The following is an 18,414-nucleotide window of genomic DNA, read 5'->3' on the forward strand; positions in this document are numbered from 1 at the left end:
CCGCCATATCCGATGGATATGGCGGGCGCATTTTTTGGGATTTGTCGCGCCAGTGCGGTGGGCGTAGAGTGCTGGACAGTTCAAATGCCGCAAGGAGCCCTCATGACCAGCTGGTCCGCCAAACAGTATTCCGCCTTTGAGAACGAACGCACCCGCCCGGTGCGGGACCTGGTCGCCGCCTTGCCCAACCAGGACGTGAAGCGCGCGGTGGACCTGGGCTGCGGCCCCGGCAACTCCACCGAGGTGCTCGCCAGCCGCTACCCCGGTGCCGAAGTCAGCGGCATGGACAGCTCGGAGGACATGCTCCAGTCGGCCAGGAAGCGTTTGCCGGGGCTGCAGTTCGAACTCGCCGACATTGCCACGTGGAATCCGCCCGCGACCTACGACGTGATCCTGGCGAACGCCGCGCTGCAATGGGTGCCGGACCACGCGAGGCTGTATCCGCGCCTGGTCGGCAAGCTGGCCCCGGGCGGCAGCCTGGCGGTGCAGACGCCGGACAACCTGGAAGAGCCGGCCCATCGCCTGGCGCGCCAGGTGGCAGGCGAAGCGCCCTGGGCCGCCGCCATCGGCGGCTTCAAGCATCCGCCGCGGCACAGCGCCGCTTGGTATTACGAACTGCTCAAGCCGCATTGCGGCCTGCTGGACGTGTGGCGCACCACCTACCACCACCCGCTGGCGGGCGCGGCGGCGGTCGTGGAGTGGTTCAAGGGCACGGCGCTGCGGCCCTATCTGGACCGGCTGGACGCCGCCGGGCAGGCCAGTTTCCTGGCCCGCTACCAGTCACTGATCGAGGAAGCCTACCCGGCGCTGGCCGACGGCACCGTGCTGCTGCCGTTCCCGCGGCTGTTCATCATTGCGGGGCCGAAGCAGGGGTAAGGTTCGCGGCAGGCGGCTCCCAGCCGCCGCCCAGCGAGCGGTACAGGTCCACCAGCACCAGCGACACCGCGGCCTGGGTCGACACGCGGGCCTGATCGCTGGCCAGCACCGCGTTCTGCGCGCTGAGCACGTTCACGAAGTCCGACGCGCCCGCGGCATATTGGCGTTGCGCGTTGAGCAACGCATGGCGGGCGCTCTCGGATGCGCGCTCCAGACTCACTCGGGTCAGTTGCTGAGCCTGGTAGGCGGTCATGGCGTTGTCGACTTCATGCCAGGCATTCAGCACGGTCTTCTGGTACAGCAGCGCCGCTTCCCGAGCCTGCGATTCGCGCAGCCGCAGCCGGCCTCGCAGACGGCCGCCCTGGAAGATGGGAATCTGCAACGCGGGGCCGATGCCGAAGATGCCGGCATTGTCGGTGTCCAGATCGCGCAGCTGCAAGGCCTGCAGGCCGAGGTTGCCCGACAGCGTGATGCGCGGATAGAAGTCGCCCTCGGCCACGCCGATGGCAGCGACGGCCGCATGCAGATTGGCCTGGGCGCGGCGGATGTCCGGCCTGCGCTCGGCGAGTTCGCTCGGCAGCCCGACGGGGACTTGCAGCGGGCCGCCCGGTATCGGGCCCACCGCCGCCAGGCGCGGTTGCAGCGCGCCGGGCGGTTGCTCCAGCAGCAGAGCCAGCGCATTCATCAGCTGTTCGATGCGCAGCACGAGCGGCGGCACGCCGGCCTCGATGGAGGCAGCCTGCGCATCGGCTTGCGAAACGTCCAACTCGGTGGCGACGCCTTCGCGCTGGCGCAGGCGGGTCAGCGCCAGGTTGCGTTCGGCATTGGCGAGCGTTTGGCGCAGCACGTCCAGCTGGTTCTGCGTGCCGCGCAGCAGGATGTAGTTGCGCGCCGTTTCGGCGCGGATGGCCAGGACCACGCCGCGCTGCGCCTCCAGCGCCGCCTGGGACTGGGCGCCGGCCTGTTCGACTTCGCGCCGCACGCGGCCCCACAGGTCTAGTTCCCAGCTGGCGTCCACGCCCGCTTGCCACAGGTTGAATGAGGACTTGCCGCCGTGGCCCGAAGGGTCGGCCAGGCCGACCTCGCTGTTCTGGCCGCGCTTGTAGCTTGCGCCCGCGCCGACGGCGGGCAGGCCGTCGGCTTCGGTCACGCGCAAGGCCGCGCGGCTTTGCAGCAGGCGTTCGTGGGCGATACGTATGTCCAGGTTGGCCTGGGTCGCTTCGGCGATCAAGGCGCTCAAGGTGGGATCGCCGAAGCTGTCCCACCAGGAGGTGTTCACATCTTGCGGGACGGGGACGCTGTCCGCGGCGGAGGCGTCGGGGATTCGCCATTGCGCGGGCAATTGCGCCTGGGGAGCCTGAAAGTCGGGACCCACGGCGCAGCCTGCCAAGGCGGCAAGCGTGCAGGCCAGCGCGGCATTGATCAAGCGGCGCGGGGTCATTGCATGGACTCCTCTGCCGCGGCGCCGGTATCGACCACGGCTTCGACGGACATGCCGGCGCGCAGCGGCGGCGCGCCTTCGGCGGGCGCATCCAGCACGATCTTGACGGGCAGGCGCTGCGCGACCTTGGTGAAGTTGCCGGTGGCATTGCTGGGGACCACCGGCGAAAAGCTCAAGCCTGTCGCCGGCGCAATGCTCTGGACGCGGCCGCGCAGCGGCGTATCCGGATAGGCGTCGACCGTGATGGTCGCGAGCTGACCCGGACGCATGCGGGTCAACTGCTTTTCGCGGAAGTTGGCCACCACATAGGCTTGCTGCAGCGGCACCACCGCGAGGATGGGCGTGCCCGGGCTGACGTAGGCGCCCACGCGCAGCGAGCGCCGGCCGACGATGCCATCGATAGGGGAGACGACCTGGGTATGCGACAGATTGAGTTCCGCGCGGTCCTTCAGCGCCTGCGCGCGCAGCAGCCCGGCCTGCGCGGCCTCGCGGTTGGCTTCCAGCACGTCGCGCTGCTTGCGCGCGGCCTGCAAGGTGGCCGTGTGTTCGGCTTGCCGAGCTTGCGCCATGTCGAGCCGGCTGCGGGCCTGTTCATAGGCTTGCTGGGTGCCCGCGCCCTCGCTGGCCAGCCTGCGGTGGCGCTGGGCCTCGCTTTCGGCATAGCGGATGTCCGCCAGGTCGGCGCGCGTGACGGCGACGGCCTGGTCGATCACGGCCTGCTGGCGTTCCAGCGTTGCGGCCGCGTCCGACAGGCGCGCGGCAGCGACGGCGAGTTCGGCGCTTGCGGCCGTCAGCGCGGCCTGGTGGTCGCGGTCGTCGATGCGGGCGAGCAGCTGGCCCTGTTTGACAGCCTGGTTGTCTTCGACCAGCACGGCGTCGATGAAGCCGGATACCTGCGGCGCGACGATGGTGTGATCGGCGACGACGGTGGCGTCGTCGGTGGATTCAGCGGCGCCGGTGGCGGACCAGGACCAGCCTGCATAGGCCAGGAGGACCAGGGCGCCCAGAGCGCCGGCGCGGGGAAGGGGAGAAGTCAAAAGAGAGAGTGTCATGATAGGGACTCGATTTCAGGCCGCGGCGCGCGGAGGGTAGATCCGGGTCGCGACGAAGGGGATCAGCAGGATGAGGAGCACGGCCACGCCGGCCATGCACAGATAGAGATCGGCGGAGGTCAGCACGGCGGCCTGCTCCTGGATGCGGCGGGACAGCGCCGCCGCGTTTTCGCCGGCCGTGCTCAGCGGAAAGTTGCCCAACTGGTCGGCCAGCATGCTGGAGTGGTAGTTGCGGCGCGACGTGGTCAGGGCGTCCAACAGGCCGGTGGCGGCCACCGCGGCAAAGCCCTTGATGGTGTTGAACCAGGACGAAGCCCAGGGGCCGTCCTGCGGTGCCAGGCCGCCCGTGGCCAGCATCAGCAGCGGGATCACGGCCATGGGCTGGGCAAAGATCTGCACCGCTTCGAGCAGGTAGAACTGCTCGCGCGACCAGAGGGGTGTCAGTCGCGACCCCAGCAGGCAGGACAGGGCCAGCAGGCCGAGGCCCGAGGCCAGCATCCAGCGGCAATCCACCTGACGCAGGTTGCACAGCGCCGCGACCAGTGGCAGCGCGATCAGTTGCGGCAGGCCCATGGTGAGCAGCACCGGCGCCGTTTCCAGCGGCCGGTAGCCGCGCAATTGCGCGAGGAACGACGAGGGAATCAGGATCACGCCCAGCAGCACGATCAGCACGCCGCCCAGCGTCAGCAAGGCATGGCTCAGGTTGCGGTGGCGCAAGAGCTGGATCTTGAAGAACGGCAAGGGATGGGACCATTCGTTGATCATGAACAGCACCATCAGCACGCCGCCGCCGCCCAGCAGCACGGAGATCAGCGGCGAGTTGAGCCAGTCCAGCCGGTCGCCCTGCAACAGGCCGATGACCAGCATGGACAGCGCAGGCGCGCCCAGCAGCAGGCCGCGCCAGTCGAACAGACGCAGGCGTTCGAGCTTGAGCGGATCCTGGGGCAGGCCGCGCCAGACGGCCCAGGCGGCCAGCGCTGCGGGAGCGACGATCAGCCAGAAGGCCCAGCGCCAGCCCAGCACCTCGGTGCAGAAGGCCGCCAGCGGTATGCCCAGGCTGGGCGCGAAGGTGGCGGTGAGGGCGTAGCCGCCCAAGCCGTAGAGCTTGATGCCCGGCGGCAGGAAGCGCAGCGCCACCGTCATGAGCATGGGCGGCAGCGCGCCGCCCGCGAGGCCCTGCAGGGTGCGCAGGAACAGCAGCACGGGGAGGTTGGGGGCAAACGGGCAGAGCGCGCCGAACAGCGCAAAAGCGGCCAGCGCCGTGACCGTGAAGCGGCGCAATGAAAACGTGACCGAGCACCAGGGCGCGAACGCCATGGCGCATACCGACGCCGCGCTATAGACGGCCACGAACCAGGTGCCCTGGTCATAGCTGATGCCCAGCGCGCCGCGGATGTCGGGCAGCGCCATCTTGGTCACGTTTTCGTTGAGCCCGGCGAGGATCACCGCCAGCAGCACGCCTAGCAATCCGGTCAGGATGCGCCAGCCGAACGCTGCCGCAGGGGGCGGGGCGGGGGGAGCGGCGGCCGTCATGATCGCGCGTCGCCCCTGCCCGGGGATGAGGAAGACAACATGGAATAGCGTCCTTGGATAACAGGAGCTATTCAGTCTAGGTAGATGAGGGGGGCGGAAAAACCATTCCTGGATCAACCCACCGTTGCGCGGGACGCAAGGGTGCGCGGGTCGCTGCGCGGGCGTGCGGCGAGGCTTGCGTGGCGGGCAATCTTCGATTGCGCCGCGCGGGATTTATCCCGGCAGGCAGGCGAACGAACATTGCAGCACTCGTTAACCGCAGAGGATTTCATGAATACATTTCGACTCTCCGTCCTGGCGCTGAGCATGGCGCTCGTTGGCGCCGCGGCGCATGCCGAAGGCAAGACCCGTGAACAGGTGCGCGCAGAACTGATGGAAGCCAAGGCCGCCGGCCTGGTGACTTACGGCGAACAGCAATACCCGGTGGATCTGCCCCATGTCAGCACCAAGACCCGCCAGCAAGTGCGCGAAGAACTCGACGCCGCGCGCGCGGCCGGCCTGGTCACGTACGGCGAACAGGATTATCCGCCCGCGCTGCCGTCGCGATCGGACCAGACCCGGGACCAGACGGTCGCGGAACTGCGCGAGGCGCGCCTGCGCGGCCTGATGAAGTCGGGCGAGCTGGACTACCCGCCCGCCGTCAATTGATTCCGTCGGCCTTGTCCGCGAAGTAGCGGGCAGGCGTCTTGCCCAGCGTCTTGCGGAACATGGTGATGAAGGCGCTGACGGATTCGTAGCCCAGGTCTTCCGCTGTGCGCTGCACCGAGATGCCCGCGGACAGGCGCTGCAAGGCCTGGATGAGGTGCATCTGCTGACGCCAGCGGCCAAAGCTCATGCCGAGCTCCTGCTGCACCAGCCGCGCCAGCGTGCGTTCGCTCATGGCGACGCGTCTGCCCCATTGCGCCACCGTGCTGCGGTCGGCGGGATCGGCGTGCAGCGCATCGGCGATTTCGCGCAGGCGCGGGTGTTCCGAAATGGGCAGGTGCAGTTGTTCGGCCGGCATGCGCGCCAATTGCTCGACCAGCACTTCAGCCAGCTTCCGGTTGGAAGGTGTGGCCGTGTCTTCCGGAGCCAGGTCCGCCAGATAGGCGACCAGTTCGCGCACCAGCGGCGAGATCGCCAAGGTGCAGCACTGTCCTGGCAGGCCTGTGGCGTCGGGCGGCACGAACAGGAAACACACCCGGCCATTCTGCGTGACGCGGTTGCTGTGCGGCACGCCGCCAGGAATCCAGACACCGCATTGCGGCGGCACCATCCACAGGCCTTGCGGCACGGAGCAAGTCACGCCGCCTTGCAAGGACAGGACCAGCTGGCCCATTGCGTGCCGGTGCGGCGGGGATTCCTGATCGTTCTCGTCCGCATGCACGCGCATGGCATAGGTCCATTGCGAGTCGATATCGGGGTTGAAGAACGGGGCGGGATCGTCCAGACGGTGCATCGAGTATCACCTTGACCGAATTTAGGGATAATTTGTCATTATGGCGAAATTCGGCGAGGGCGGCGATGCTTAAGCTGATGGCATGAATTCGCATCCTCTTACTTCCAAACGTCCCGCCGGCCATCCCGTGTTGCTGATCGCCGGCATTCTTTGCATGTCGATGGCGCTGCGCGCGCCGATTACCGGCGTGCCGCCGCTGACCGGCATGATCCGCGAGCAGCTGGGGCTGAGCGCCACCGCTGCGGGCATGCTGATCACCTTGCCCCTGCTGGCGTTCGCCGTGGTATCGCTATTCGCCGCGGGCCTGGCGCGCCGCCACGGACTGGAACGCAGCTTGTTTGCCGCCATGCTGCTGGTCGCGGCAGGCATTGCCGTGCGCACGCTGGGGCCGGCCTGGAGCCTGTTCCTGGGCACGGTTGTCATCGGCGCCGGCATCGCCATCGGCAATGTGTTGCTGCCCAGCCTCTTGAAACGCGATTTTCCGCAGCAGGTCGCGAGCCTGACATCTGCCTACGTGTTGACCATGAGCCTGGCCGCGGGCCTGGCGTCCGCCATCGCCATTCCGCTGGCGAACCTGTCCGACGCGACCTGGCGTTTTTCCACCGGCTGCCTGCTGGTGGTGCCCGTGCTCAGCGCCTTGCTGTGGCTGCCGCAGCTGGCCAATCACACCGCGCCCGCGGCATCCACGGCGCATGCGCCGCATGGCACCCGCCTGTGGCGTTCGGCGCTGGCGTGGCAGGTGACGCTGTTCCTGGGCATCAATTCCTTCGTGTTCTATGTGGGCGTGAGCTGGTTGCCGGCCATCCTGCGCGATGTCGGCTATACGGCCGAACGCGCCGGCGCGCTGCATGGCCTGCTGCAGCTCATGTCGGCTGTGCCGGCCCTGTTCCTGGCTCCGGTGGTGCGGCGCTTGAAGGACCAGCGCGGCGCTGCGTTCTGCTCGGCCGCGGCTTCGTTCGCCGCGTTCGTCGGCCTGATCGTCGCGCCCGGCTGGGCGACGCTGTGGATCGTGCTGATGGGCCTGGGCACGGGCGGGGGCATTATCCTGGGCCTCGCATTTGTCGGCCTGCGCGCCAGCCATGCGCAGCAGGCGGCGGCGCTGTCGGGCATGGCGCAGTGCGTGGGCTACCTGCTCGCCGCCAGCGGACCCGCGCTGGCGGGGACGCTGCATGACGCGCAAGGCGACTGGAACGTGGCGCTGGGGCTGTGCGCGGCCTTGTGCCTGGCGATGGCGGCCACCGGCCTTTACGCGGGCCGCGCCATCCAGATCGGGCAATACCGCGATGCCGCGCTCAAGCCTGCCCGGCCCGGCTTTTCCACAAACGCACCAGCGGCTCGGGCGCGTCGGTCTCCGGCACGTCGAAGCTGATGTTCGTGGCGTCGTCGCCTTCGTACACGACCTCCACGTGGAAGTAGCGCTGGTCGCCGCCACCCTCGGCGCAACGCGGGACGGCGACAGGCGCGGAACGTTGCAGGGCGTCGCATACTTCCTGTCTTACGTCCGGCGGGCAGGTGACGAGGTCTATGCTGCGCGGCTGCGCCAGCGCGGGCAGGTACGCCAACCCGCCTTCGCGCGTCAGGCGCACCAGCAGGGCAAGGTCCAGGGGGGGCAGTTCTATCATGCCTGGACTCCCACGCCGGCCCACGCCCGGGCCACGGCATCGCGCACGGCGGCATCGTGGCGTTCCGCCGCCACGGCCAGCGTCAGCTTCGCGAACTGCGCGAAGTCGGCGTCGTGGCGCAGGCGCTTGTCGCACAGCGCCTCGTACCAGACGCGGCCCGCGCCGGCCCACGCGGGGCCTTCCAGCGCGGTGGCCGCCAGATAGAAGGCGCGGTTGGGGATGCCGGAGTTGATGTGCACGCCGCCGTTGTCGTTCGGCGTGTCCACGTAATCGCGCATGTGGGCGGGCTGCGGATCCTTGCCCAGCAAGGGATCGTCGTAGGCGCTGCCGGGTTCGGCCATGGAGCGCAGCGCGCGGGCGCGGACCTTGGGCTTGAACAGCCCGGCGCCCACCAGCCAATCGGCCTGGCGCGCGTCCTGGCCCAGCGTGTGCTGCTTGACCAGCGCGCCGAACACGTCGCACAGGGACTCGTTCAAGGCGCCGGACTGGCCCTGGTAAAGCAGCGCGGCCTCGGCGTCGATCACGCCGTGCGTGAGCTCGTGGCCGATGATGTCCACCGCCACCGTGAAACGGTTGAACACTTCGCCGTCGCCATCGCCGAACACCATCTGCGCGCCGTTCCAGAAGGCGTTGTCGTAGTCTTCGCCGTAGTGCACGGTGCCGATCAGCGGCAGTCCCTGGCCGTCGATGGAATGGCGCTGGTAGACGTCCCAGAACAGCTTGTAGGTCGAGCCCAGGTGCTCATAGGCCTCGTCCACCGCCACGTCGCCGCTGGCGGGGGCGCCTTCGGCGCGCACCAGCTTGCCGGGCAGGGTGGTGGTGTTGGCGGCGTCGTGCACGGCGCGCTGCGGCGTGCCGGCGGGCGCCGCCTTCTTGGGGCGGGCCGGCTTGGCGCGCGGGGGCTGCACCGCCATCTCGCGCAGACTGCGTTGCTGCTGGTCGATGATCAGCGTCTTGACCGCGGGCATGCTGACCCGCGCGTCGGCGTGCTGCGCCAGGCGATCCAGCATGTAGGGGGGTATCACGCCAATCAACGGCGCGGACTCGGAAGGACGTGGCATGCGCGGTCTCCGTCGTGGGCGCCGGGCCAGGGCCGCGGCGCGAGGCGATTCAACGGTAGCAGATAGGTCTGGCGCAGGGACGTAACAGTGTGCGGCCTGATGCTAGAAACGTTACGCGCCAGCCGGGCGCCTGCGCCTGCCGGCGCGCTTGCAGCCGCTTGCCGATGCCGTCGCAACAATCGCCACAATTCGTTTGACTTCCACTCGCGATAGAATCCCCTGCTTATTTTCCGGGGGGAACGCACGATGAGGTATTTCCTGATCTTGGTTGGGGCGGCCGTGGTCGCCTATTTGCTGGCGCGCGGCATCGCCGCCGTGCTCTCGGACCGTAAACGTTCAAAATCAGAAAGGGATTCGAAGTGAAGCCGACAGACATCCAGATGGTCAAGACGATAGGTGCCGTGAAGCCGCGCGGCATCAAGATCGCGGTAATCACGGCGGTGTTGTTTATGCTGATCCTGTTCCTGGCGTTCGATTCCTGGTTCCAGGTCGATCAGGGCGAGCGCGGCGTGGTCCTGCGCAACGGCAAGCTGGTGCGCGTGTCGGAACCGGGCCTGGACTTCAAGACGCCGTTCATCGACAACGTCATGACGGTGTCGGTGCGCGACCACACGTTCGTGTTTGAAAAGCTGGAAGCCTACAGCTATGACCAGCAGCCGGCCACGCTGCGCGTGTCGGTGACCTACCGTGTGCCGCCCGAGCATGTGGCCGAGCTGTACTCGGAGTACGGCACCATCAGCAACCTGCAGATGCGCGTGCTGGAACGCAAGACGCCGGATTCGGTGAAGAACGTGTTCGGCCAGTACACCGCGGTGCGCGCCATCCAGGAACGCCAGAAGCTGGGACAGGACGTGAACGCCGCCGTGCTCAAGACGATGGAAGGCGCGCCGGTGCAGGTGGTGGGCGTGCAGATCGAGGAAGTCGGTTTCTCGCAGGCCTACGAGCACTCGATCGAACAACGCATGCTGGCGCAGGTGCAGATCGAGACGACCCGCCAGCAAAAGGAAACGGCGATGATCACCGCCGAGATCCAGGTGGTCAAGGCCAAGGCGGAAGCCGACGCGCGCCGCCAGCAGTTCACGGCCGAAGCCGACGGCATCCGCATGCGCGGCGACGCCGAAGCGGCCGCGATCCGCGCCAAGGCCGAGGCCCTGGCCGCCAACACCAATCTGGTCAGCCTGAATGCGGTGGAAAAGTGGGATGGCGTGCTGCCGTCCACGCAAGTTCCGGGCGCGGCGCTGCCGTTCATCGGCATCAAGTAGGCGCCGCGGGCGAGGGCTGCGCACGCATGGGCGGCGCAGCCTGCCGGCCTTGGGCATAGTCCATCAGGCTGTCGCCCGACAAGGCCTTGCTGTAGTACCACCCCTGCACGATGATTTCGGCGGGGGATTCCAGCGCCATCAGCTGCTGGTCCGTTTCCACGCCTTCCACCACGATCTGCAGGTTCAGCGCTTCGCAAAAGCGCAGCAGGCCGTTCAAGACCAGCGCGCCTCTGTCGCTGTCTTGCGCCACGACGAAGCTGCGGTCGATCTTGACCGCGTCGATCTCGAACTGATGCAGATAGCTCAGGGCCGAATAGCCGGTGCCGAAATCGTCGATGTAGACCCGTGCGCCTATGGCATGCAGGCGGTCGAAGGCGGTGTGCAGCGCCTGGGTGTCCTCCACCAGCGCGTCTTCGGTCAACTCCACCGAGATTTGCCCGCCGGCCTGCGCCAGCACCTTGATCAGTTTTTCCAGGTAGTCGCCGGACGTCAGCGTGCCGGCCGTGACGTTGATGGTCATCGGCAAGGCGAAGTCGCGTTTGCGCCATTGCAGGCATTGCTGCACGGCCTGCCTGGCCACCCACAGATCCACTTCCCGCATCAGGTCGGCCTGCGCCAGCCAGCGCAGGAATTCCAGCGGAGTCTGGCGCGCGCCGTCCGGCCCGGTGGCGCGCAGCAGCGCTTCGCAACCAGTGCACAGGCCGCTGCGCAGTGACACCTGCGGTTGGAATTCCAGGTGGAAATCGTATTGGCTGATGGCGCGGATACGGGTGTTTTCGGCATTGCGGCGCGCGCGGTCGGCGTAGGTCTGCACCACCGGGTCATGCGCATACAGCAGCGACTCTTCCTGCAGCCGGGTGAAGGTGGTGTCCAGCGATTTGAAGTAGACGGTGGCGCTTTCCTCGCGCTGGCGCTCCAGCGCGACGACATAGGGCGCGTACAGGCAAGTGCCTATGGCCACCAGCGCAAGCTGCAGCGCCACGCCGCCCAGGTTGCCGCCGGCGGCGATGTAGGCATTGAACAGCACCGGCGAGGTCAGCGGCAGGGTCGTCGCCGCGGAGGGCAGCCAGCCCAGCTGCACGACGGCCAGGGCAAGGATGACGTTGGTCACCGGCGCCAGGATGAACGGCACCAGCAGGCGCGGATTCAGGATCAGAGGCAGCCCGAAGAGCAGGATTTCGTTCACGTTCAGGAGCGCGACCGGCAGGCTCGCGAGCGCCAGCAGGCGCAGCGATTCGCTGCGCGCGAACACCAGCATGGCCACGACCAGCGACAGCGTCGCGCCCGATCCGCCGATGAAGACGAAGGCGCCCAGCAGCGTGCTGTTCAAGGCATACATGCCTTCGTAGCCGGCGGACTGGCTGGCGGAGTTCAGCATGGCCGCCTGGTCCATCACGCTCATCAGGGGGGCGAGCGCGTGGTAGCCATGTACGCCGAAGAACCACAGCAGGGAGTTCAATCCCGCCATCAACGCGCCCGAGGTGAAGGGGCTGTCCAGCGACGCCAGGCTCAAGGGAATGTTGAATTGCGCCACGGCCGGAATCTGCAGCACGGCGGACAGCGCAAGCACCACCAGGCTGGCCGTCAATAGTCCGGGCACGACCATGTTCAGCGTGTCGCGGACGTTTTCGCTGATGACCCCGTCAGGCGCCAGCTGGGTCCAGCGACGGCGGTGCAGCCATGCCATCAGCGGCACCGTCAGCAGGGGCGAGACGATGGCGATGAATAGCACCAGGGTGGCGGCGGCCTGCGGATAGGGCGCCAGCAGCCCTTCGGCGATCATCACGTAGGACAGGCACAGGAATGCGGTGGGCAGATGCGGCACGCGATGGCGGAACGACAGCATGTAGCCGATGGAGGTGCCGGCCAGGATGGGCATGAGGCTCGTCAGCTTGTCGTGGACGGCGGCCAGCAGTTCCACGACCGTGGCGGGCAGGCCCAGTTGGCGGGCGATGACGGTCAGCACCAGGAAAAGCGCCGTGACCAGCAGGCAGGGCAGGGTCCAGAGCAGGCCCTCGCGTATGGCGCGCAGGGCGCTGGCGCCCGCCAGCACGGCCAGCCGATCTTTCGGATAACGCGTCAGGGCCAGTTTCGGCATGGCGGTTCGCCCAAGAGTCCGTGCAAGCGAAGATCCCCGCTCCCGTGTTTGTAAAAATACTTTGCTACATCCTAGCCCCGCTTTTCCAGGTTTAGCAATCAACGCCTATCAGAAAGTCAGGGATTCCCCTCTATCAAGAATTGCAAAGCGGGCGCAAGGTGGCAGCACGGGCACGCAGGGCCGCTATACGATCTAGAGTCGTTCGCCCGACGCGCGGGACTACAAGCTTCAGAATGAGGAGACGTGGATGTCTCAGTTGGATTGGACGTCCGGCGATACCAAGCCGGACCGGCAGGGATACTACGAAACGCGGTACGACACAGGATGCACGGCCATCACGCTGTACAGCGTGCTGGGTTGGATGCCGGTGAAAACGCCCGGCAACATGGTGAGCTGGCGCCCTTTGCCGCCTGCCGTCGAAAGGCAGGAGGCCGAGCGCCACATACAGGAACTGCGAGAGGCGCAAAGCCACGTTCCCATGGACTACTGACGGGGCCTGCGAGCGGGCCTGGGCAAGGACGATGGCAGGCAGTTGCGATAATGAGAATTATTTGTAAAATTCGCGGCGTCGCCACCTCCGTTGTCCGATCGGTCCATGCCCCGCTCCTCTCCGCCCCGTTCCGGCTGGCTCGCCTACTACGACGAGCTGGTGGGGGTATGGAGCCGCAGAGTCGGCAATCGGCATGACGCGGAGGATGCGGCGCACGATGCCATCGAATGCCTGCTGAAGGCGGACGCCAGCGTCGCGTTGAAGGCGCGCAGCTACCTCTTCCAGGCTGCCGGACATCGCTTGATCGATCGCTGGCGCCGCCAGGAGCGGACCGAGCATGTGCCGCTGGACCTCTTGGACGAGGCCGACCAGCCCGCCTGGACTGACCCGGAATCGCCGGTGCGCGCGTCGCGCCTGGCCGATGATCTGGCGCAAGTCCTGGCAGAATTGCCGCCCAAGTGCCGCGAGGCCTTTGTCCTGAACCGCATCGAAGGCTGGACGCAGGCCGAGGTGGCGCAGCATATGGGCCTGTCCAAGAACATGATCGAACGCTATGTCATGCGCGCAATCGAATTCGTCCGCGACCGCATGCGTGAACACAATCCATGACGATGCTTTCCACCCATGACCGCGATGAGCAGCGCGCGCCCGATACCGCGGCGCAGTGGTTCGCGCGTTGGCATTCGGGCGAGCTGACGCGCCGCCAGCGGCGCGAGTTTGCCCGTTGGCGGCGCGACCACCCCGACGCGGCGCGCGAGTTCGACCGCATGCAGCAACTGGGCAAGGCCGCCGCCGGCATGTCCCGCGATCAAGTCCGGACCTTGCTGGGCGGAGCGATTCCGGCCCGGCCCCGGCCGCAGCGGCAGCGCCGCCTTGCGCTGCGCCTTGCCGCGGGCTGTGCGGCATTGGGCGCGGCGGCAATGGTGGCGTGGTGGACTCTGCCAGCGGAGATACCGGGGTACTCCGCGACGCTTGCCGCGGAGCGCGGTGAACGCCGGCAGGTGACGTTGCCCGATGGTTCCGTGCTGGAGCTCAATGGCGCGACGCGCGCCGACGTGCGTTTGTACGCCGGACGCCGGGAAGTGGCGCTGGACAGCGGCGAGATCCTGTTTACCGTCAGCGCCGATCCCGCGCGGCCGTTCATCGTGCGCGCCGGCAGCGGCGTGGTGCGCGTGACCGGCACGGTCTTCGATGTGCGGCGCGACGAAGATCAGGTCGCGGTGCTGGTGGCGTCCGGCACGGTGGAGGTGTCGGGCGGCCGCTGGTGGAACATGGGGCATGCCGTGCTGCGCGGGGGCGACGGCATCCGCGTGCCGGGCAGCGGCGCGATCGGCGTGCCCGCGCCCGCCGATGTCCAGAGCGCGATCGCGTGGCGCGAAGGGCGGGTGGTGTTCAAGAACGCGCCGCTGGCCGAGGTGGTGCGGGACATGAACCGCTACTTGTCCACGCCGTTGCGGCTGGCGGACGACAAGGTGGGGCGCTTGCGGGTATCGGCGTCGTTCAGCCTGGATCGGCCCGAAGCCCTGGTCGACGCCTTGCCGGCGGTCGCGCCGGTGCGCCTGACGCCGCGCCCCGACGGCGCTATCGAAATCAGCGCAAAGTAGCTTCATCGAGGCACGGTTACAAAATAAATGAGAATGGGATTCAGGTTTATCTTGAGCTGATTCGTTCTACGAAGGAAGGCGGCAGCCGCCGCGTTTCCATCTCGGGAAACGTTCCCCGTATCGTCGAACAGAACAGCAGGTACTTGTGACTATTCCAGCAGCCAGGCATTTCCCCGCCGCCACGCGTCTCGTGTGCGGATCTTCCCGTTTCATGTTTGCTTCCTTGGTGTTGGCAGTGGCCGTGGCGGCGGCGGGCACGCCCGCGATTGCACAGACGCAAGCGTCTGCCGTGCCCATCGACATCGCGGCGCAACCCTTGGGCGATGCCTTGCTGCAATGGGCGGCGCAGGTCCAGGTGCGCGTGTTCTACGCGCCTGAGGTGGTGGCCGGCGTAAGCAGCAACGGCCTGCGCGGCCGGCTACCGCCCGAGGAGGCCTTGCGCAGCCTGCTGCAAGGCACGGGCGTAACCTACCGCTGGCAGGGAGACAGCATCATCTTGTCGCGCGATGGCGGCGTGGCCAGCCTCGCGCCCGTGACGGTGCTGGGCAACTTGAATCCGGCGGTGACCGAAGGCACGGGCTCCTACACCACGCCCGCATCGGCCGCGGCCACGGGCTTGACCTTGTCGCTGCGTGAAACGCCGCAGTCCGTCAGCGTGGTGACGCGCCAGCGCATCGATGACCAGAACCTGCGGTCGTTGGACGAAGTGATGGGCAGCGTGGTCGGCGTGCAGGTGGTGAGCGAGGACACCGACCGCACGGACTTCTGGTCGCGCGGCTTCTACATCGACAGCCTGCAGTACGACGGCGTGCCCACCACCATCGGCCTGTCGATGTATGGCGAATCCGACAACGATTCGTTCATTTACGACCGCATCGAAGTGGTGCGCGGCGCGACCGGTCTGATGACTGGAGCGGGCAACCCGGGCGCCTCCATCAACCTGGTGCGCAAGCATGCCAATAGCCGCGAGTTCACCGGCACGGTGAGCGCCGGCGCGGGGTCGTGGAATCAGTATCGCGGCGCCGTGGACCTGTCCACGCCCTTGAACCAGGAAGGCAGCGTGCGTGCGCGCATGGTGGCGCTGTACCAGGGCCGCGATTCCTACATCGATCTCTATCATGCCAACAAGCGGGTGTTCTATGGCGTCATCGATGCCGACCTGACGCCATCGACCCGGCTGAGCGTGGGCGCGGATTATCAGGACAAGCGTCCGCGCGGCTCCACCTGGGGCAGCCTGCCCGTGGTGTTCAGCGACGGCACGCCGACGGATTGGCGGCGCTCCAAGACCACGGCGGCGGACTGGACTTACTGGCACACGACCAACCAGACGATGTTCGCCACGCTCGAGCATCGTTTCGCCAACGATTGGGAGGTCAAGGCCGATTGGTCCCAGCGCAAGAGCAAGTACGACGCCAAGCTCTTGTACCTGTACGGCGACCTGGACCGCGCAACGGGAACCGGGCTGGCGGCGCTGCCGGGATACTGGAATTCCTACGCGCAGCAGACCTCGCTGGACTTGCAGGCCACGGGGCCCTTCAGCCTGCTCGGCCGCAAGCATGAGCTGGTGGTGGGCGCCATGCGCAGCCGCTACGGCGAGGACTTCTACCGCTACGGCTTCGACCGCGCCACGCTGGCGGATACCGGCAACTTCTACCAGTGGGACGGCTCGTATGCGCAGCCGTCCTGGACCGAGGCCAGCTTGCGGGACACGGTGACGCACCAGCGCGGCGTCTATGCCGCGGCGCGGTGGTCGTTGACCGACAACCTGACCGCCATCACGGGTGGCCGTTACGCGACCTGGGAATCGACATCGCCCACGCGCGACCAGAAGGATTCCCAGTTCATCCCGTACGCCGGCCTGGTGGTCGACCTGAACGACACCTACTCCGCCTACGTCAGCTACACCGACATCTTCCAGCCCCAGGACAATCGGGACAGCAGCGGCAATTATCTGGATCCGGTGCAGGGCCAGAACTATGAGGTGGGCCTGAAGGGCGAATACCTGGATGGCAGGTTGAACACGTCCGTCGCGCTGTTCAAGGTCAAGCAAAGCAAGGTTGCGGTGCTGGACGGAGACAAGTTGGTGCCGGGCACGCCCGACCAGGCCTACAAGACCGCCGACGGCGTCACCACCAAGGGCATCGAGCTGGAAGTGAGCGGGCAACTGTCGGACGGCTGGAACGCCTATGCCGGCGGCACGTACTACACCAGCCGCGATGCGCAGGGCGTGTCGGTCAATCCCGAGCGTCCGCGCGCGGTGGCCAAGCTGTTCACGACTTATCGGCTGCCGGGCCAGTGGAGCCGCCTGACGGTGGGCGGCGGCGTCAACTGGCAGCTGTCGAGCTACTCCGAAGTCAGCGCCGGCGACGCCACGGTCACGGTCAAGCAGAAGGCCTACGCGATCTACAACCTGATGGCGCGCTACGACTTCAATTCGCGTTTGTCGGCGCAGATGAACCTGAACAACCTGTTCGACAAGAAGTACTACCTGGGCGGCGTGGGCAACCAGGTCTACTACGGCGAGCCCAGAAGCGTATTCGTCAACCTGACCGCCAAGTTCTGATTGCGCGGCGCACCGGGCTTCTGTCCGCGGTTCTTGTAAAGAGGCTGAAGATAATTATAATTGCGAATCATTTTCATTAAGTGGAAGCGCCTGGCCGCGATGGCGGGGGCGCACCGTCATGCCATCCTCTTCATTCGCTCCTCGCGCCGAGGTGCAATCGGTCTATCTGGCTCACCACCAGTGGTTGCGCAGCGTGCTGCTGCGCAAGCTGGGCAACGTGTCCGACGCCGCCGACGTGGCGCACGACACGTTTGAACGGCTGATCCGCGCCGATATCCGAGAACCGCTGAATGAGCCGCGCGCGTACTTGCGCACCATCGCCACGCGCCTGCTGATCGGCCGGGCCAGGCGGGCCGCGCTGGAAGCGGCCTATGCCGAGTCGATGGCGTTGCAGCCGGCGGCGATGGAACCTTCGGTGGAAGCGCGCGCCCTGATCCTGGAGGCCCTGGAGCAGGTCTGCGAATTGCTCGACAGCCTGCCCATGAACAGCCGGCGGATCTTCCTGATGGCGCAGGTGGACGGGATGTCCTATGCCGAAATCGGCCAACGGCTGGGCCTGACGCCCAATGCCGTGCAGAAGTCCCTGGCGCGTGCGCTGGTGCATTGCTACACGGCCGTCTACGGGTGAGGCAGGGCAGGATGGAAAGCGCAAGACTGCTGCGGCCGCATGCGCCGGAAGCGGGGCCCGTTGATTCCAAGATCGTCCAGCAGGCCGCCGACTGGTGGTCGCGGCTGCGCGAGGACGCGACGGATGAGGACCGCGCGCGCTTCGAACGCTGGCGCCAGGCGCAGCCCGCGCATGAGCTGGCCTGGCAACGGCTGAACGCCTTGACGCGCGATGTGGCCACGGGCGTGGCCGACGCCGGCGGCGATGTGGCCGCGCGCGCGCTGCGGCAGGCGCCGTTGATCCAGTCGCGCCGTAACGCCATACGCTGGATGGTGTCGGCGGCCGGGCTGGGCCTGGGGACCTGGGCGGCGAGCCAGAGCGGCGCCGTCCGTGCGCTGTCGGCGGATTTGCGGACAGGCACTGGCGAACGCCGCGCTGTCACGCTGCCGGACGGCACGCTGCTGGAACTGAACACCGCCAGTGCGCTGGACCTGCGCTTTACGGCCAGCCGGCGCGAGCTGGTGTTGCTGGAAGGCGAGATCCAGGTGACCACCGGACGCGATCCTTTGGCGCGGCCTTTCACGGTGCGCACGCGCGCCGGCGTGCTGACGCCGGTGGGCACGCGATTCCTGGTGCGCGACCTGGAAGATGGCCGCATTCGGGTGGCGGTGCTGGAAGGCGCGGTGGACGTGCGCGGCCTGGATCCGAACGATGCGCCGCGGCGGGTGCTGGCCGGCGGGCAGGCGGAGTTCTCGGCGGCCGGCGGC

Annotated in this window: 17 protein-coding genes; 10 read left to right on the plus strand and 7 right to left on the minus strand. The window is 67.3% G+C overall.

Annotated elements, in window-relative coordinates:
* The first annotated feature begins 102 nt into the window (after window positions 1-102).
* Window positions 103-876 (plus strand): trans-aconitate 2-methyltransferase, encoded by a 774-nt coding sequence (gene tam / locus BRO63_RS25365; RefSeq protein ID WP_088142444.1) that lies wholly within the window; start codon window positions 103-105, stop codon window positions 874-876.
* On the opposite strand, the gene BRO63_RS25370 is transcribed toward tam, so the two are convergent.
* Genes BRO63_RS25370 through BRO63_RS25380 form a run of 3 tightly spaced genes read right to left on the minus strand, consistent with a single transcriptional unit; the run spans window position 851 to window position 4,902 of the window.
* Window positions 851-2,317: an efflux transporter outer membrane subunit gene (locus BRO63_RS25370; protein WP_088142445.1), complete on the minus strand. Its 1,467-nt coding sequence runs from the start codon at window positions 2,315-2,317 to the stop codon at window positions 851-853. The two genes, tam and BRO63_RS25370, sit on opposite strands and share 26 nt — an antisense overlap.
* The gene (locus tag BRO63_RS25375; RefSeq protein WP_088142446.1) at window positions 2,314-3,369 is read right to left on the minus strand and encodes an HlyD family secretion protein; all 1,056 of its coding nucleotides are present in this window, start codon (window positions 3,367-3,369) and stop codon (window positions 2,314-2,316) included. Before BRO63_RS25375 ends, BRO63_RS25370 begins: the two co-directional genes overlap by 4 nt.
* 15 nt (window positions 3,370-3,384) lie before the next feature.
* Window positions 3,385-4,902 carry an MFS transporter gene (locus BRO63_RS25380; RefSeq protein ID WP_088142447.1) on the minus strand — a complete coding sequence of 506 codons (1,518 nt, stop codon included), beginning with the start codon at window positions 4,900-4,902 and terminating at the stop codon, window positions 3,385-3,387.
* Window positions 4,903-5,172: 270 nt separating this feature from the next.
* Here BRO63_RS25380 and BRO63_RS25385 point away from each other — a divergent pair, with 270 nt between their 5' ends.
* Window positions 5,173-5,550 carry a DUF4148 domain-containing protein gene (locus BRO63_RS25385; RefSeq protein WP_088142448.1) on the plus strand — a complete coding sequence of 126 codons (378 nt, stop codon included), beginning with the start codon at window positions 5,173-5,175 and terminating at the stop codon, window positions 5,548-5,550.
* Here the strand turns inward: BRO63_RS25385 and BRO63_RS25390 are convergent.
* Complete coding sequence (locus BRO63_RS25390) at window positions 5,543-6,340, minus strand: AraC family transcriptional regulator (RefSeq protein WP_088142449.1); 798 nt, start codon at window positions 6,338-6,340, stop codon at window positions 5,543-5,545. The two genes, BRO63_RS25385 and BRO63_RS25390, sit on opposite strands and share 8 nt — an antisense overlap.
* 82 nt (window positions 6,341-6,422) lie before the next feature.
* Here BRO63_RS25390 and BRO63_RS25395 point away from each other — a divergent pair, with 82 nt between their 5' ends.
* A complete protein-coding gene (locus BRO63_RS25395) occupies window positions 6,423-7,709 on the plus strand; it encodes an MFS transporter (RefSeq protein ID WP_088142450.1) in 1,287 nt (428 codons plus the stop codon).
* Here BRO63_RS25395 and BRO63_RS25400 read toward each other — a convergent pair.
* Both BRO63_RS25400 and BRO63_RS25405 read right to left on the minus strand, forming a co-directional pair.
* Window positions 7,633-7,962, minus strand: a complete 330-nt coding sequence (locus BRO63_RS25400) for a protealysin inhibitor emfourin (RefSeq protein WP_088142451.1) — start codon at window positions 7,960-7,962, stop codon at window positions 7,633-7,635. The two genes, BRO63_RS25395 and BRO63_RS25400, sit on opposite strands and share 77 nt — an antisense overlap.
* Window positions 7,959-9,023: a M4 family metallopeptidase gene (locus BRO63_RS25405; RefSeq protein ID WP_088142452.1), complete on the minus strand. Its 1,065-nt coding sequence runs from the start codon at window positions 9,021-9,023 to the stop codon at window positions 7,959-7,961. Before BRO63_RS25405 ends, BRO63_RS25400 begins: the two co-directional genes overlap by 4 nt.
* Window positions 9,024-9,424: 401 nt before the next feature.
* Between BRO63_RS25405 and BRO63_RS25410 the strand changes: the two genes are divergently transcribed.
* A complete protein-coding gene (locus BRO63_RS25410) occupies window positions 9,425-10,285 on the plus strand; it encodes a prohibitin family protein (RefSeq protein ID WP_373557799.1) in 861 nt (286 codons plus the stop codon).
* On the opposite strand, the gene BRO63_RS25415 is transcribed toward BRO63_RS25410, so the two are convergent.
* Window positions 10,278-12,383 (minus strand): PTS sugar transporter subunit IIC/EAL domain-containing protein, encoded by a 2,106-nt coding sequence (locus BRO63_RS25415; RefSeq protein ID WP_088142454.1) that lies wholly within the window; start codon window positions 12,381-12,383, stop codon window positions 10,278-10,280. The two genes, BRO63_RS25410 and BRO63_RS25415, sit on opposite strands and share 8 nt — an antisense overlap.
* Before the next feature lie 247 nt (window positions 12,384-12,630).
* On the opposite strand from BRO63_RS25415, the gene BRO63_RS25420 reads away from it, so the two are divergent.
* The 6 genes from BRO63_RS25420 to BRO63_RS25445 all read left to right on the plus strand — a co-directional run.
* Window positions 12,631-12,873 carry a hypothetical protein gene (locus BRO63_RS25420; protein WP_054451693.1) on the plus strand — a complete coding sequence of 81 codons (243 nt, stop codon included), beginning with the start codon at window positions 12,631-12,633 and terminating at the stop codon, window positions 12,871-12,873.
* Window positions 12,874-12,978: 105 nt separating this feature from the next.
* On the plus strand, window positions 12,979-13,482 hold the full coding sequence (locus BRO63_RS25425; protein ID WP_088142459.1) for an RNA polymerase sigma factor: 504 nt from the start codon (window positions 12,979-12,981) through the stop codon (window positions 13,480-13,482).
* Window positions 13,479-14,477: a FecR family protein gene (locus BRO63_RS25430; RefSeq protein WP_088142455.1), complete on the plus strand. Its 999-nt coding sequence runs from the start codon at window positions 13,479-13,481 to the stop codon at window positions 14,475-14,477. Before BRO63_RS25425 ends, BRO63_RS25430 begins: the two co-directional genes overlap by 4 nt.
* A 211-nt stretch (window positions 14,478-14,688) precedes the next feature.
* Entirely contained in the window at window positions 14,689-17,040 is a 2,352-nt protein-coding gene (fhuE, locus tag BRO63_RS25435) for a ferric-rhodotorulic acid/ferric-coprogen receptor FhuE (protein WP_088142456.1), read from the plus strand.
* Between the two features lie 118 nt (window positions 17,041-17,158).
* A complete protein-coding gene (locus BRO63_RS25440) occupies window positions 17,159-17,668 on the plus strand; it encodes a sigma-70 family RNA polymerase sigma factor (protein ID WP_088142457.1) in 510 nt (169 codons plus the stop codon).
* A gap of 11 nt (window positions 17,669-17,679) precedes the next feature.
* The coding region (locus BRO63_RS25445) for a FecR domain-containing protein (RefSeq protein ID WP_088142458.1) at window positions 17,680-18,414 on the plus strand (735 nt) is incomplete at its 3' end.

Source organism: Achromobacter xylosoxidans (genome assembly GCF_002192695.1).
GTDB classification, from domain to species: Bacteria; Pseudomonadota; Gammaproteobacteria; order Burkholderiales; family Burkholderiaceae_B; genus Achromobacter; species Achromobacter xylosoxidans_C.

Bases quoted from the DNA above. Each gene is read 5' to 3' on its own strand.
- tam (WP_088142444.1), top strand. From the start codon at position 103: ATGACCAGCTGGTCCGCCAAACAGTATTCCGCCTTTGAGAACGAACGC.
- BRO63_RS25370 (WP_088142445.1), bottom strand. From the start codon at position 2,317: ATGACCCCGCGCCGCTTGATCAATGCCGCGCTGGCCTGCACGCTTGCC.
- BRO63_RS25375 (WP_088142446.1), bottom strand. From the start codon at position 3,369: ATGACACTCTCTCTTTTGACTTCTCCCCTTCCCCGCGCCGGCGCTCTG.
- BRO63_RS25380 (WP_088142447.1), bottom strand. From the start codon at position 4,902: ATGACGGCCGCCGCTCCCCCCGCCCCGCCCCCTGCGGCAGCGTTCGGC.
- BRO63_RS25385 (WP_088142448.1), top strand. From the start codon at position 5,173: ATGAATACATTTCGACTCTCCGTCCTGGCGCTGAGCATGGCGCTCGTT.
- BRO63_RS25390 (WP_088142449.1), bottom strand. From the start codon at position 6,340: ATGCACCGTCTGGACGATCCCGCCCCGTTCTTCAACCCCGATATCGAC.
- BRO63_RS25395 (WP_088142450.1), top strand. From the start codon at position 6,423: ATGAATTCGCATCCTCTTACTTCCAAACGTCCCGCCGGCCATCCCGTG.
- BRO63_RS25400 (WP_088142451.1), bottom strand. From the start codon at position 7,962: ATGATAGAACTGCCCCCCCTGGACCTTGCCCTGCTGGTGCGCCTGACG.
- BRO63_RS25405 (WP_088142452.1), bottom strand. From the start codon at position 9,023: ATGCCACGTCCTTCCGAGTCCGCGCCGTTGATTGGCGTGATACCCCCC.
- BRO63_RS25415 (WP_088142454.1), bottom strand. From the start codon at position 12,383: ATGCCGAAACTGGCCCTGACGCGTTATCCGAAAGATCGGCTGGCCGTG.
- BRO63_RS25420 (WP_054451693.1), top strand. From the start codon at position 12,631: ATGTCTCAGTTGGATTGGACGTCCGGCGATACCAAGCCGGACCGGCAG.
- BRO63_RS25425 (WP_088142459.1), top strand. From the start codon at position 12,979: ATGCCCCGCTCCTCTCCGCCCCGTTCCGGCTGGCTCGCCTACTACGAC.
- BRO63_RS25430 (WP_088142455.1), top strand. From the start codon at position 13,479: ATGACGATGCTTTCCACCCATGACCGCGATGAGCAGCGCGCGCCCGAT.
- fhuE (WP_088142456.1), top strand. From the start codon at position 14,689: ATGTTTGCTTCCTTGGTGTTGGCAGTGGCCGTGGCGGCGGCGGGCACG.
- BRO63_RS25440 (WP_088142457.1), top strand. From the start codon at position 17,159: ATGCCATCCTCTTCATTCGCTCCTCGCGCCGAGGTGCAATCGGTCTAT.